Source organism: Acidovorax soli, from assembly GCF_014207955.1.
Classification (GTDB): Bacteria; Pseudomonadota; Gammaproteobacteria; order Burkholderiales; family Burkholderiaceae_C; genus Acidovorax; species Acidovorax soli_A.
Map to the genome: position 1 here is coordinate 191,240 of NZ_JACHLK010000012.1, position 12,645 is coordinate 203,884.

Consider the following 12,645-nt stretch of genomic DNA (forward strand, 5'->3'; position numbering starts at 1 on the left):
TCACGCGGCGCCGCGCTCATGGCCGCGTACCGCTGTGGGTGCAAAACCGAAGCGCTGTCGAAAGCGCACCGCAAAGCGCGAGGGTGATTCGTAGCCCACCGACAGCGCGATGGACGACACCGGCTGCGTGGTGGCCTGCAGCAGCGTGAGCGCGGTGGCCATGCGCGTGTCCACCAGCAGTTGGGTCAGCGAAGCGCCTTCGGCCACCAGGCGGCGGCGCAGTGTGGCCTCGGACACGGCGAGCGCGCTGGCGATGCGGCCGGCGGTCCATTCGGTGTCGAGCCGGCCCGTGATGAGGGCGCGCACCTTGGCGGACACATCGGCATGCGCTTGCGGCACACGCAAGGCCACGCCGTGCTGCTCCAGCAGCCAGTGCAGCACCTCCAGCACGCGCAGGCGCGCAATGGATTCGGGCAAGGCCGCATCGGGTGCCAGGGCCTGGGCAGCGCGCTCGAAGGCGCTGGCCAATGGCGCTGCGACCTTGGGCAGCAGGCGCACGCTGGCATGCTGCTGCTCCAACCGTGCCGCGCGTGCCTGGTAGCCGGGGTCTTCGAGCAGCGCGGTGTCGAACACCAGCCAGCGGGCCTCGTAGTGCGCCACGCCCTCGGGCACGGTATTGGTGAAGTCCACCGTCTGCTGCCCGTCGACCACGATGGCCTGCCCGGGCTTGGCGCGGGCCGATGCACCGCGCTCGGAGCGCACGGTCTTGGTTCCCTGGTCGACCAGGATCAGCGCGGGCTGGTCCATGCGCATGCGCAGGATCTCCAGCCCGCGCCCCTGCAGCACATGGGCGGCCATGCCCACGCCGGGCAGGGCGTGGATGCTGCGGGCCAGGTGGGCTCCGTCCGGTACGGCATGGCGTGGGCGCATGGTGGGGTTGTGCTCCGTGCTGGCGCGCTCAGCGTGCACCCATGGCGGTGAAGCTGGCCTTGCCCACCGTGTGGGCCCCGGCCATGAAGGCCAGCAGTGCCGGCGTGGCCGTGGGCGGCAGGTCCAGCCGCGGCACATCGAGCGCGGTCACGGTGAGCACGTAGCGGTGCGTTTCGCCGGGAGGGGGCAGGGGGCCTACATAGCCGGGCACACCCATGTCGGTGTTGATCTCCACCGCTCCCGATGGCAGAGCGCTGGTGCCTGCCACGCCTGCGCCACGCGGCAGCGCGCGGGCACTGCCAGGGATGTTGGCCACGGCCCAGTGCCACCAGCCCGAGCCGGTGGGCGCATCGGGGTCGTACATCGTGACGATGAAGCTTTGCGCACTGGCCGGTGCGCCCTGCCATTCGATCTGCGGCGACAGGTTGTCGCCCGGGCCGCCCATGGCGCCGGCGGCAAACTGCGCGCGGGCCACACGGCCATCGGCCATGTCGGGGCTGTGCATGGTGAAGGAGGGTGGGGTGCTGAAAGGCATGTCGGTTCCTGGTAGTGGGTGTGGGGAAAGTCTAGGTTCCGAGGTACTTTCAAAGGGTGCCGCGCCAATCGCATTCTGTGCCAATCCGATCAAGCTCGCGTCCTACAGCGCGTGGGTTGCAGGCAGGCCTTGGACGCGACACACTGGCCGTTTTCCACACCGGAGACCTGCATGCCCGCCGCCAAGAACACCGTCTGCATCTGGTACGACAGCGAGGCCGAGGCCGCTGCCAACTTCTACGCCCAGACCTTTCCCGACACCAAGGTGACGGCCGTGCACCAGGCACCGTCGGACTACCCCGGCGGCGGCAAGAAGGGCAAGGTGCTCACCGTGGAATTCACCGTCGCGGGCATCCCCTGCATTGGCCTGAACGGCGGCCCGCAGTTTAAGCACAGCGAGGCCTTCTCGTTCCAGATCGCCACCGACGACCAGGCCGAGACCGACCGCCTGTGGAATGCCATCGTCGGTAACGGCGGGCAGGAGAGCCATTGCGGCTGGTGCAAGGACCGCTGGGGCATCAACTGGCAGATCACGCCGCGCGTGCTGACCGATGCCATGGCCCAGGGCGGCGACGTGGCCCAGCGTGCGTTCCAGGCCATGATGCCGATGAAGAAGATCGATGTGGCCGCGATCGAAAAGGCGGTTCGCGGCTGACCCCGCATGCGCGGCTTGCCCGTAGTCGCATCGGAAAATTTTTTATCCGATGCGGTTGACGGGCAGCGAAACCGCACGCCATAATCCGCCCCGCAGCCGCTTGCCGGCCTGTCGTAAGCGTTACCGTCATCCAACGCGTCCTTTGTCGAGAGGAGCCCAGTAAGGGCGTGTCTCGGCGTTCTAAAGGCGCGCTTTCATGACGTCACGTATCCCGCATTCTTCTTCGTCTTCTCTCTCTTCCGTTTCTTCCGTCCGCCTGCCAGGTGCGGCGCCAGCATCCTCGTCCGTGTTCGCGGGGCTGGCCCCCGTGGTGCTGGCGGTCTTTCTCGGCTTTCTGTCCATCAGCGTTCCGCTCGGCGCCCTGGCGCTGGAAGTGGGCCACCACCTGGGTTTCGGCGCGGCCACCGTCGGCTGGGCCATCGGCCTGCAGTCGCTGGCCACCTTGCTCACGCGCCACCAGGCAGGCACCTTGAGCGACCAGCGCGGGCCGCGCTTTGCCGTGCTGCTGGGCCTGCCGCTCACGGCCTGCGCGGGCCTGGCCTATGTGCTGGCCAGCCTGCTGCCCCTGGCGCCTGTGGCCAGCCTGGCGCTGGTCCTGCTTGGCCGGCTGGTGGCGGGCCTCGGTGAAAGCCTGTTCCTCACCGGCCTCATGAGCTGGGGCATTGCGCGCGTGGGGCCGGCGCGCACCGGCGCCGTCATGTCCTGGGTGGGCATTGCCATCTATGCCGCGCTGGGCCTGGGCGCACCGCTGGGGCTGGCGGTGCAGCCATCCTTCGGCTTTGCCGGTGTGGGGGCGCTCGCATGCCTCACGCCCGTCGTGGCCTGGGCCATTGCGCTGCGGCTGCCGGCCGTGCCCGGCTCGGGCGGCCAGCAGCGCGTGCCCTTCCACCGCGTGCTGGGCCTCATCTGGCGGCCGGGTCTGGTGCTGGCACTGGCCACCGTGCCTTATGCGGCCATGGCGGCCTTTCTCACGCTGGCCTACGCGGCCCATGGCTGGCCGCATGCGGGCACCGCGCTGCTGGGCTTCAGTGCGGCCTACATCCTGGTGCGCCTGGTCGGCTCGGGCCTGCCGGACCGTTTTGGCGCCACGGCCGTGGCGGTGGGCTCGCTCGCCTTCGAGGCCGTGGGCCAGGTGCTGATCTGGCAGGCCACCAGCCCCACCATCGCCGTGCTGGGCGCCACGCTCACGGGGCTGGGCTTCTCGCTCGTGTTCCCGGCCATGGGGGTGCTCGCCACGCGCTCGGTACCACCCGATCAGCGCGGCCGCGCGGTGGGCAACTTCATCGCGTTTGCCGACATTGCGCTGGGCGTGACGGGGCCGGTGGTGGGGGTGGCCACGCAGTGGTTTGGCATCACCACGGCCTTTCTGGTGGGGGCGGGTGCCACCTGCGTGGCGCTGGCTTTGCTGGCTACCGTGCGCTTGGGGCGCAGTGAGTGACTACGCAGCGTCCACTGACGTGGAGCGCCGCTCGATCAGCCGGAACCCCAGGTCCACGATGGGCTGCTCCACCGTCTCGCCGTTGCAGCGTGCCAGGATGAGCTGGGCGGCCAGGCTGCCGATCCCGGGCCCGTCCACATGCACCGTGGTGATCGACGGCACCATGTGCGCGCCGAACTCGGCATTGCCAAAGCCCACCACGGCCAGGTCCTCGGGCACGCGCAGGCCGCGCGCCTGGGCCTCCACCAGCACGCCGTGGGCCAGCGTGTCGGAACTGCAGCACACGGCCTCCAGACCCGGCTCCTGGTCCAGCAATTCGGCCAGCGCACGCCGGCCCAGGGCCAGGCTGCTGGGCGCGGGCACCACGGCGGTGGGCACATCGCTGCGGCCCAGGGTGGCCAGAAAGCCCTCGCGGCGCAGCATGGCGCGGTGGTCGCTGCCGGTGGCAACGCCCACCTTCTTCCACCCGCGCGAGAGGAAATAGCCGCCCACCGCACCGCCCACCTTGAGGTGCGAGAAGCCGATCACCATGTCCACCGGCCGGTCGCTCAGGTCCCAGGTCTCGACCACGGGAATGCCCGATCGCACCAGGCGCTCGCGCGCCTTCTGCGACTGCACCAGGCCGGTCATCACGATGCCGTCGGGCTGGCGGCTGATCATGGTGTTGAGCACGGCCTCCTCGCGCTCGGCGTCGTAGTTGGTCTGGCCCACGATGACCTGGTAGCCCCCGGCGGCCAGGGCCGAGGTGAGCGTTTGCACGGTGGGCAGAAACTGCGACACCGACAGCGCCGGCACGATGGCTGCCACCATGCGGCTGCGCTTGGATTTCAGGCCCCCGGCCAGCAGGTTGGGGATGTAGCCCGTGGCCTCCACGGCTTCGCGCACCTTGGCAATCGTCTTGTCCGACACCACGCCGGGGTTGCTCAGCGCGCGCGATGCGGTGATGAGCGACACGCCCGCGACCTTGGCCACATCGTGCAGGGTGACGGGTTTGTGGTGAGGGGAGGGGGTGCTCATGGACGGGTACGGCAAAGCCAGGGCCGCGCTGGCGCAAAAGATGGAGAAGAAGCGAAGCCCGTACCCTACCAAAATTCCGGGCGCCTTCCGGTGTTGGCAACCTGGGCGGCATTCCCCGTGGCGGGTCTGCAGATTCCGCGCATTTTTCCGGTTGACTGCACAAAATGACAACGATATCATTCGCGCCGAACGGTAGCAAAGGCACTTTCACGAAGGCTGAAGCTTTCGGAAGAATGAGGCACCCGACGGGGCTGCTTCATTTGCCAAAAATGACAACGTTACCATTTTGTGGGGAAGTGCAGCTTTCCCTCCCGGCCAAGCTGCCCGCCCCTGGGTGATGGGCTGCAAGGCCGTTTACCAACAAGGAGACAACGCATGAAAAAGACATTCACCGCCCTGTGCCTGGGCCTGGCCGCACTTGCATCGCATGCCCAGGCCTGGCCCGACAAGGCCGTCACCCTGGTGGTGCCGTTCCCGCCCGGTGGCTCCACCGACCAGGTGGCGCGCGCCGTGGGCCCGCTGCTGACCAACAAGCTCAAGCAGTCTTTCCTGGTGGACAACAAGGCCGGGGCCACCGGCACCATCGGCGCCACCTTCGTCAAGCGTGCGCCGGCCGATGGCTACACCTTCCTGGTCACCTCGCTCGGCCCGCTGGTCATCACGCCGCATCTGCTCAAGGGCATGCAGTACGACGCGCTCAAGGACTTCGACCTGATCACGGTGGCCGTGCAGTCGCCCAATGTGCTGGTGGTGCCCACCAACTCACCGTTCAAATCAGTGGCCGACGTGATCGCGAACCTCAAGGCCCACCCCGGCAAGATGACCTTTGCCTCGGCCGGCAACGGCTCCAGCGACCACCTCACGGCTGAGCTGTTCTGGCAGCAGACGGGCACCACCGCCATCCATGTGCCCTACAAGGGCGGCGCCCCGGCGCACACCGACATCATGGGCGGGCAGGTCGATGCCTCGTTCCAGAACGTCAACTCGGTGGTGCAGTACATCAAGGGCGGCAAGATGCGCGCCCTGGCCGTCACCAGCGCCGCGCGTTCGCCCGTGCTGCCCGATGTGCCCACCCTGACCGAAGCCGGCGTGAAGAACGTCGAGGTCACGTCCTGGCAGGCCATCGTCGCCCCCAAGGGCCTGCCGCCCGCCGTGCGCGAAAAGGCCCACGCGGCCTTTGCAGAAGCGCTCAACGACCCCAAGGTCAAGGACCAGTTCGTCGGCATCGGCTTCGAGATGGTCGTCAACACGCCGGCCCAGTTCGCGGAATTCCAGAAGAAGGAATACGCACGCTGGAAGACGGTGATCGAGACCGGAAAAATCTCCATCGACTGATGCGTCACTTGCCCCAAGGCACAGCCTTGGGGCTCCTGCTTTCCTGTTCGTTTTCAGCTCCCTCCTATGACAGCCTCCACCTCCTCCGCCGCTGGCGATTCCATCGCCTGGGTCCGCATCTCTTCGTGCTACCTGCCGCTGGCCAACCCGATCAGCGATGCCAAGGTGCTCACCGGCCGCCAGAAGCCCATGACGGAGATCGCGATGCTGTTCGCCGAGATCGAGACCAAGGACGGCCACAAGGGCCTGGGGCTGAGCTATTCCAAGCGCGCGGGTGGGCCCGGGCAGTTCGCCCATGCCAAGGAGATCGCGCCCGCGCTGATCGGCGAAGACCCGAGCGACATCTCGCGGCTGTGGACCAAGCTGTGCTGGGCCGGCGCCTCGGTGGGGCGCAGCGGCATGTCCACCCAGGCCATCGGTGCCTTCGACGTGGCGCTGTACGACCTCAAGGCGCGCCGTGCGGGGCTCTCACTGTCCAAGCTGCTGGGCTCGCAGCGCGACTCGGTGCAGTGCTACAACACCTCGGGCGGCTTTCTGCACACGCCCATCGAGCAACTGGTGGTGAACGCGGGCGCCTCCATCGAGCGCGGCATCGGCGGCATCAAGCTCAAGGTCGGCCAGCCCGACCGGGCACTGGACATCCAGCGCGTGGAAACCGTGCGCAAGCACCTGGGCGAGCAGGTGCCGCTGATGGTGGACGCCAACCAGCAGTGGGACCGCCCCACGGCCCAGCGCATGTGCCGCATCTTCGAAGAATTCAACCTGGTGTGGATCGAGGAGCCGCTCGACGCCTACGACTTCGAGGGCCACGCTGCCCTGGCCGCGACCTTTGACACCCCCATCGCCACCGGCGAGATGCTGACCAGCGCCGCCGAACACGGCGAGCTGATCCGCCACCGCGCGGCCGACTACCTGATGCCCGATGCCCCGCGCGTGGGCGGCATCACGCCCTTCCTCAAGATCGCCGGGCAGGCCGAGCATGCGGGCCTGAGCCTGGGCCCGCATTTCGCGATGGAGCTGCACGTGCACCTGGCCGCCGTGTACGCCACCGAACCCTGGGTAGAGCATTTCGACTGGCTGGAGCCGCTGTTCAACGAGCGCCTGGAGATCAAGAACGGCCGCATGCTCGTGCCCACGCGCCCCGGCCTGGGCCTGAGCCTGAGCGAGCAGGCACGTGCCTGGACGCGCGAAGTGGCCGAGGTCGGAACGCGGCCCTGATGCGCCAGCGTTGGATTGAGAAAAACAGCACAGAGAAACCCCCCATGACCGATAGCACCGCATCCACCACGACCCCGGCGCGGCCGCCCCTGCACATCAAGATGGACGAGCGCGACAACGTCGCCATCGTCGCCAACGATGGGGGCTTGCCTGCGGGCACCGTGTTCCCCTCGGGCTTGACCCTGGTGGACAAGGTGCCCCAGGCGCACAAGGTGGCGCTGGTGGACATTCCCGAAGGCGGCGAGGTGCGCCGCTACAACGTGCCCATCGGCTATGCCTTAAAGCCCATCCCTGCGGGCAGCTGGGTGCACGAGCGCCTGCTGCGCATGCCCGAGGCGCGCGAACTCGAAGGCCTGCCCATCGCCACGGTCAAGCCCGAGCCGCAGCCGCCCCTCACGGGCTACACCTTCGAGGGCTACCGCAATGCCGATGGCTCGGTGGGTACGCGCAACATCCTGGCCATCACGCAGACCGTGCAGTGCGTGGCGGGCGTCACCGACTTCGCCGTGCAGCGCATCAAGAGCGAGCTGCTGCCGCGCTTTCCGAACGTGGACGACGTGGTGGCGCTGGAGCACACCTACGGCTGTGGCGTGGCCATCGACGCGCCCGACGCGGTGATCCCCATCCGCACGCTGCGCAACATCTCGCTCAACCCCAACTTCGGCGGCGAGGTCATGGTGGTGAGCCTGGGCTGCGAGAAGCTGCAGCCCGAGCGCCTGCTGCCGCCCGGCAGCATTCCCCTGGTGGATGAACGCAACGCGGCCGACACCGGCGCCAGCGCGGAGACCCCGCTCGACGTGGTTTGCTTGCAGGACGATGCGCATGTGGGCTTCATGTCCATGGTCGATTCCATCCTGCGCCAGGCCGAGCTGCACCTGGAGCGCCTGAACGCGCGCCGCCGCGAAACCGTGCCCGCCAGCGAGCTCGTGGTGGGCGTGCAGTGCGGCGGCAGCGACGCCTTTTCGGGCGTCACCGCCAACCCCGCCGTGGGCTACTGCACCGACCTGCTGGTGCGCGCCGGCGCCACCGTGATGTTCTCGGAGGTGACCGAGGTGCGCGACGGCATCGACCAGCTCACCTCGCGTGCCTCCTCGCCCGAGGTGGCCGACGCCATGATCCGCGAGATGGCCTGGTACGACGCCTACCTGCAGCGCGGCCGTGTGGACCGCAGTGCCAACACCACGCCCGGCAACAAGAAGGGCGGCCTGTCCAACATCGTGGAAAAGGCCATGGGCTCCATCGTCAAGTCGGGCAGCTCGCCGATTTCGGGCGTGATCTCTCCGGGCGAAAAGCTCAAGCAGAAGGGCCTGATCTACGCCGCCACGCCCGCCAGCGACTTCATCTGCGGCACGCTGCAGCTGGCTGCCGGCATGAACCTGCACGTCTTCACCACCGGCCGCGGCACGCCCTACGGCCTGGCCGAAGTGCCCGTCATCAAGGTGGCCACGCGCGACGACCTGGCGCGCCGCTGGCACGACCTGATGGACATCAACGCCGGCACCATCACCACGGGCGAGAAGACCATCGCCGACGTGGGCTGGGAGATGTTCGAGCTCATGCTCGATGTGGCCAGTGGCCGCAAGAAGACCTGGGCCGAGCAGTGGAAGCTGCACAACGCCCTTGTGCTCTTCAATCCCGCACCAGTGACCTGAAGATCAACTCAATTCCGATTCCTTTCATTCAAAACCACAACAGGAGACAAGAGAGATGACGACAACCCAGAACCAGGCCCGCCGCCAGTTCCTCAAAACGGCGGCCGGCACCGGCGTGGCCGCGCTCAGCGGCCTGGCCGGCGCACAGGCCTTCGACTTCAAGCCCAACCAGCGCTACCCCGACCCGTCGGTGTTCATCCTGGACCCGAGCTTCACCAAGTACCGCATCTACAGCAGCACGGTGGAGCAACTGGGCACGGGCATGCGCTGGGCCGAGGGGCCGGCCTACTTCCCCCAGGGCGGCTACCTGCTGCTCAGCGACATCCCGAACAACCGGCTGATGAAGTACGACGAGAAGACCGGCCAGTTCTCGGTGCACAAGACCAACGTCAACTACGCCAACGGCAATGTCTGTGACCGCCAGGGTCGGCTCATCACCTGCGAGCATTCGGTCACGCGCCGCGTGACCCGCACCGAGAAGGATGGGCGCATCACCGTGCTGGCCGACCGCTTCGAGGGCAAGCGCCTGAACGCACCCAATGACGTTGTCGTCAAGTCGGACGACAGCGTCTGGTTCACCGACCCCACCTTCGGCATCAACGGCGAATGGGAGGGCTCGCGCGCCACGCCCGAGCAGGCCACGACCAACGTCTACCGCATCGCGCCCGACGGCAAGCTCACCGCGGTGATCACCGACCTGGTCAACCCCAACGGCATCGCCTTCTCGCCCGACGAGAAGAAGCTCTACGTGGTGGAGTGGAAGGGCACGCCCCACCGCAGCATCTGGGCGTATGACGTGTCGGCCGACGGCGCCACGGTGTCCAACAAGACCAAGCTCATCGATGCCGCCGGCCCCGGCGCCTTCGACGGCTTCAAGGTCGACCGCGACGGCAACCTGTGGTGCGGCTGGGGCTACACCGGCGCCGTGGCGGCCGAGCCCACCGACATCGGCGGCGGCATGAAGGCCCACCTGCCCACGGGCAAGTCCGAAGAGATGGATGGCGTGAAGATCTTCAACCCCGAGGGCAAGCCCATCGGCTTCATCCGCCTGCCCGAGCGCTGCGCCAACCTGGCCTTCGGTGGGCCCAAGCGCAACCGGCTCTACATGGCCAGCAGCCATTCGCTGTACGCTCTTTACGTGGAATCGCATGGCGCCGTGTAAGGTGGTGCCTTCGCTCTCGTTTTTCCACCCATCAGGAGTTATTGCGTGTCCTCTCTTCCCGCCCAGAAAGTCGCTCTCGTCACCGGCGCCGGCAGCGGCATCGGCCTGGCCGTGGCCCGGCAGCTCGCCAAGGATGGCTTCTTCGTCGTGGCCACCGGCCGCCGCACCGAACTGCTCGACGCCCTGGTGGCCGAAGTGCAGGCGGCGGGCGGCAAGGCCCTGGCCGTGACCTCCGATGTGCGCGACCCGGCCAGCGTCGATGCGCTGTTCCAGACCGTCGAGAAGGAGTGCGGCCGCCTGGACGTGCTGTTCAACAATGCCGGCATCGGCGCGCCCGCCGTGCCCATGGACGAACTGCCCGTGGAGAAATGGCTGGACGTGGTGAACACCAACATCACCGGCGTATTCCTGTGCGCGCGCGCAGCCTTCGGCCTCATGCGCCGCCAGTCGCCGCAGGGTGGGCGCATCATCAACAACGGCTCGATTTCGGCCCACACGCCGCGGCCCTACAGCAGCCCCTACACGGCCAGCAAGCACGCCGTGCTGGGCCTGACCAAGTGCCTGGCGCTCGATGGCCGCCCATTCAACATCGTGGGCTGCCAGATCGACATCGGCAATGCGCTGACCGACCTGGCCGCCCGCATGGGCAAGGGCGAAGGCGTGCGCCAGGCCAACGGCACCATGTCTACCGAGCCGCTGATGGACGTCAAGCACGTGGCCGAGGCCGTGAGCTACATGGCCGGCCTGCCGTTGTCTGCGAACGTGCTCAATATGACCGTCATGGCATCGAACATGCCATTTGCTGGACGGGGTTGAACGGCTATTCCTCGGCGGGCTTGGTCTTCGATGCCGCCGCCTTGGCCTTGCTCTGGGCCAGGGCGCGGCTTTCCTTCTTGAGCCCCGTGGACACGGGGCACACGCTCTGCATGAAGCCCGTGAGGGTGTGGGCCAGGTTGTCGCGCAGCAGGCTGTAGTAGACAAACTGGCCGCGCTTTTCCGAGGTGACGAGGCCCGCGTTCTCCAGCACCTTGAGGTGCTGCGAGAGCGAGGGCTTGCTCATCTCGAAGCGCGCGGCGATCTCACCCGCGGACAGCTCGGTCTCGGACAGGTAGGCCAGAATCTTGCGCCGGGGGGTGGACGCAAGCGCTTCGAAGATCTTTTCCATCCGCGCATTCTAGCCAGTTGGGTGGTGAAATTATTTAATTAAATATTTAGGTATTTAACTAAATATAAGTATGATGATGGCAAAGGAGAAGGCCATGGCCCCCACCCCCCGTTCCCCCGCCACCGTCTACTACAACAGTGCTTGCCCGGTCTGCGATGCCGGCATATGCGCCCTGCGGGAGCGTCTTGCCGCTGACAAAGAGCTGCAGTGGGTGGATGTGCACCAGCACCCCGAGGTGCTCGGCGCCCTGGGGCTGGAGCTCGAAGCGGTGCGCGAGCGCCTGCACGTGGCCGATGGCGATGGGCGCATGCAGGTGGGCGCCGACGCCGTGGCCTCGGCCCTGCGGCGCGTGCCGCGCTGGGGCTGGCTGTCTGCACCGCTGCGTTGGTGGCGTGTGCGCCGCCTCACCGACCTTGCCTATAACGCCTTTGCCCGCCGGCTCTACCGCTGGAACCGGGCCCAAGGCCATTGGTAAGCCGATCGATCTTTCCCATTTATCCAAGGAGCAGCACCATGGCCCATAGCAATTTCGATGCCGCCGAGCTCGCCAAATTCCAGCAACTGGCCGAACGCTGGTGGGATCCGCAGTCCGAGTTCCGACCGCTGCACGAGATCAACCCGCTGCGCCTGCAGTGGATCGACGAGGCGGTGTCGCTCGCCGGCAAGCGCGTGCTCGATGTGGGCTGCGGGGGCGGCATCCTGGCCGAGTCCATGGCCCGGCGCGGGGCTGATGTGCTGGGCATCGACCTGGCCGACAAGCTGCTCCAGGTGGCCACGTTGCACGCCCGCAAGACCGGTGCGAGTGTGGCCTACCGCCACGTATCGGCCGAGGAGCTGGCGGCAGAGCAGCCCGGCAGCTACGACGTGGTGACTTGCATGGAGATGCTGGAGCATGTGCCCGATCCGCGTCAGGTGATCGAGGCCTGTGCGCGGCTGGTCAAGCCCGGTGGCTGGGTGTTCTTCTCGACCATCAACCGCACGCCCTTTGCATGGCTGATTGCGGTGTTTGGGGCCGAGCGCGTGCTGCGTCTGCTGCCCGTGGGCACGCATGACTGGCGCAAGTTCATCCGTCCGCATGAACTCACCGCCCATGCCCACGGGGCCGGCCTGGTCCTTCAGGATGCGCGTGGCCTGGGCTACAACCCGCTCGCCCGCAGGTTCCGCCTGCACCGCGCGCTGCGCGTGGGCTACCTGCTGGCCATGAAGAAGAACAAGAAAGAAGGGGGCTGAAGAGGGTCAGCCGGCAAGGGCCTGCAGGGCCTGCTGCACATCGGCCGCCTGCTGCGGGCGCACCAGGCGCTCCACTTCCTTGCCATCCTTGAGGAAGACCAGGGTGGGCCAGAGCTTCACGCCGAAGGTGCGGCCCAGGCGCTGGCCCGGGCCATCCTCGACCTTGATGTGGGCGATATCGGCCCGGTCCTTCAGCGCCCCTTCGATCAGCGGCTGGGCACGCTGGCAGTGGCCGCACCAGGGCGTGCCGAACTCGACGACGGTGGTACCGGCCAACTGGTCCACTTCATCGCGCGACGGGGGTTGTACAAGGTGTTGGGCTGCGTAGGGCATAGGGGGTCTTGTCCAGATGGGGCTTGGCCTAGCGTA

At 67.4% G+C, this 12,645-nt stretch carries 14 protein-coding genes; 9 read left to right on the forward strand and 5 right to left on the reverse strand.

All coding sequences use genetic code 11. The features are described 5' to 3' along the window. Both HNP48_RS25505 and HNP48_RS25510 read right to left on the reverse strand, forming a co-directional pair. A complete protein-coding gene (locus tag HNP48_RS25505) occupies nt 1-870 on the reverse strand; it encodes an AraC family transcriptional regulator (RefSeq protein ID WP_184862429.1) in 870 nt (289 codons plus the stop codon). 28 nt (nt 871-898) lie between these two features. Then, entirely contained in the window at nt 899-1,405 is a 507-nt protein-coding gene (locus tag HNP48_RS25510) for a YbhB/YbcL family Raf kinase inhibitor-like protein (protein WP_260420381.1), read from the reverse strand. 171 nt (nt 1,406-1,576) lie between these two features. Here HNP48_RS25510 and HNP48_RS25515 point away from each other — a divergent pair, with 171 nt between their 5' ends. Both HNP48_RS25515 and HNP48_RS25520 read left to right on the forward strand, forming a co-directional pair. Further along, nucleotides 1,577-2,059: a VOC family protein gene (locus tag HNP48_RS25515; protein ID WP_184862431.1), complete on the forward strand. Its 483-nt coding sequence runs from the start codon at nt 1,577-1,579 to the stop codon at nt 2,057-2,059. A gap of 196 nt (nt 2,060-2,255) precedes the next feature. Beyond that, the gene (locus HNP48_RS25520; RefSeq protein ID WP_260420382.1) at nt 2,256-3,497 is read left to right on the forward strand and encodes an MFS transporter; all 1,242 of its coding nucleotides are present in this window, start codon (nt 2,256-2,258) and stop codon (nt 3,495-3,497) included. Here the strand turns inward: HNP48_RS25520 and HNP48_RS25525 are convergent, their stop codons facing one another. Next, nucleotides 3,498-4,514, reverse strand: coding sequence for a LacI family DNA-binding transcriptional regulator (locus tag HNP48_RS25525; RefSeq protein ID WP_184862434.1), 1,017 nt, complete (start codon nt 4,512-4,514; stop codon nt 3,498-3,500). Between the two features lie 375 nt (nt 4,515-4,889). Between HNP48_RS25525 and HNP48_RS25530 the strand changes: the two genes are divergently transcribed. The 5 genes from HNP48_RS25530 to HNP48_RS25550 all read left to right on the forward strand — a co-directional run bounded on the left by HNP48_RS25530 (nt 4,890) and on the right by HNP48_RS25550 (nt 10,697). Continuing rightward, nucleotides 4,890-5,849: a tripartite tricarboxylate transporter substrate binding protein gene (locus tag HNP48_RS25530; RefSeq protein ID WP_184862436.1), complete on the forward strand. Its 960-nt coding sequence runs from the start codon at nt 4,890-4,892 to the stop codon at nt 5,847-5,849. Nucleotides 5,850-5,915: 66 nt separating this feature from the next. Beyond that, nucleotides 5,916-7,067 (forward strand): L-talarate/galactarate dehydratase, encoded by a 1,152-nt coding sequence (locus HNP48_RS25535; RefSeq protein WP_184862437.1) that lies wholly within the window; start codon nt 5,916-5,918, stop codon nt 7,065-7,067. 44 nt (nt 7,068-7,111) lie between these two features. Beyond that, nucleotides 7,112-8,719, forward strand: a complete 1,608-nt coding sequence (gene garD, locus HNP48_RS25540; protein ID WP_409362582.1) for a galactarate dehydratase — start codon at nt 7,112-7,114, stop codon at nt 8,717-8,719. A gap of 55 nt (nt 8,720-8,774) precedes the next feature. Then, nucleotides 8,775-9,881, forward strand: coding sequence for an SMP-30/gluconolactonase/LRE family protein (locus HNP48_RS25545; RefSeq protein WP_184862439.1), 1,107 nt, complete (start codon nt 8,775-8,777; stop codon nt 9,879-9,881). A gap of 45 nt (nt 9,882-9,926) precedes the next feature. Next, nucleotides 9,927-10,697, forward strand: coding sequence for an SDR family oxidoreductase (locus HNP48_RS25550; protein ID WP_184862441.1), 771 nt, complete (start codon nt 9,927-9,929; stop codon nt 10,695-10,697). Nucleotides 10,698-10,701: 4 nt separating this feature from the next. On the opposite strand, the gene HNP48_RS25555 is transcribed toward HNP48_RS25550, so the two are convergent. Beyond that, complete coding sequence (locus HNP48_RS25555; RefSeq protein WP_184862443.1) at nt 10,702-11,046, reverse strand: metalloregulator ArsR/SmtB family transcription factor; 345 nt, start codon at nt 11,044-11,046, stop codon at nt 10,702-10,704. A gap of 94 nt (nt 11,047-11,140) precedes the next feature. Between HNP48_RS25555 and HNP48_RS25560 the strand changes: the two genes are divergently transcribed. Both HNP48_RS25560 and ubiG read left to right on the forward strand, forming a co-directional pair. Continuing rightward, nucleotides 11,141-11,521 (forward strand): thiol-disulfide oxidoreductase DCC family protein, encoded by a 381-nt coding sequence (locus HNP48_RS25560; protein ID WP_184862445.1) that lies wholly within the window; start codon nt 11,141-11,143, stop codon nt 11,519-11,521. A 38-nt stretch (nt 11,522-11,559) separates the two neighbouring features. Beyond that, complete coding sequence (gene ubiG, locus HNP48_RS25565; RefSeq protein ID WP_184862447.1) at nt 11,560-12,276, forward strand: bifunctional 2-polyprenyl-6-hydroxyphenol methylase/3-demethylubiquinol 3-O-methyltransferase UbiG; 717 nt, start codon at nt 11,560-11,562, stop codon at nt 12,274-12,276. Nucleotides 12,277-12,282: 6 nt separating this feature from the next. Here ubiG and HNP48_RS25570 read toward each other — a convergent pair whose 3' ends face one another. After that, the gene (locus tag HNP48_RS25570) at nt 12,283-12,609 is read right to left on the reverse strand and encodes a thioredoxin family protein (RefSeq protein ID WP_184862449.1); all 327 of its coding nucleotides are present in this window, start codon (nt 12,607-12,609) and stop codon (nt 12,283-12,285) included. Nucleotides 12,610-12,645 lie beyond the last annotated feature (36 nt).

What these genes read in the sequence shown, in the direction of transcription:
- HNP48_RS25505 (WP_184862429.1), bottom strand. Translation starts at nt 870, where the DNA reads ATGCGCCCACGCCATGCCGTACCGGACGGAGCCCACCTGGCCCGCAGC.
- HNP48_RS25510 (WP_260420381.1), bottom strand. Translation starts at nt 1,405, where the DNA reads ATGCCTTTCAGCACCCCACCCTCCTTCACCATGCACAGCCCCGACATG.
- HNP48_RS25515 (WP_184862431.1), top strand. Translation starts at nt 1,577, where the DNA reads ATGCCCGCCGCCAAGAACACCGTCTGCATCTGGTACGACAGCGAGGCC.
- HNP48_RS25520 (WP_260420382.1), top strand. Translation starts at nt 2,256, where the DNA reads ATGACGTCACGTATCCCGCATTCTTCTTCGTCTTCTCTCTCTTCCGTT.
- HNP48_RS25525 (WP_184862434.1), bottom strand. Translation starts at nt 4,514, where the DNA reads ATGAGCACCCCCTCCCCTCACCACAAACCCGTCACCCTGCACGATGTG.
- HNP48_RS25530 (WP_184862436.1), top strand. Translation starts at nt 4,890, where the DNA reads ATGAAAAAGACATTCACCGCCCTGTGCCTGGGCCTGGCCGCACTTGCA.
- HNP48_RS25535 (WP_184862437.1), top strand. Translation starts at nt 5,916, where the DNA reads ATGACAGCCTCCACCTCCTCCGCCGCTGGCGATTCCATCGCCTGGGTC.
- garD (WP_409362582.1), top strand. Translation starts at nt 7,112, where the DNA reads ATGACCGATAGCACCGCATCCACCACGACCCCGGCGCGGCCGCCCCTG.
- HNP48_RS25545 (WP_184862439.1), top strand. Translation starts at nt 8,775, where the DNA reads ATGACGACAACCCAGAACCAGGCCCGCCGCCAGTTCCTCAAAACGGCG.
- HNP48_RS25555 (WP_184862443.1), bottom strand. Translation starts at nt 11,046, where the DNA reads ATGGAAAAGATCTTCGAAGCGCTTGCGTCCACCCCCCGGCGCAAGATT.
- HNP48_RS25560 (WP_184862445.1), top strand. Translation starts at nt 11,141, where the DNA reads ATGGCCCCCACCCCCCGTTCCCCCGCCACCGTCTACTACAACAGTGCT.
- ubiG (WP_184862447.1), top strand. Translation starts at nt 11,560, where the DNA reads ATGGCCCATAGCAATTTCGATGCCGCCGAGCTCGCCAAATTCCAGCAA.
- HNP48_RS25570 (WP_184862449.1), bottom strand. Translation starts at nt 12,609, where the DNA reads ATGCCCTACGCAGCCCAACACCTTGTACAACCCCCGTCGCGCGATGAA.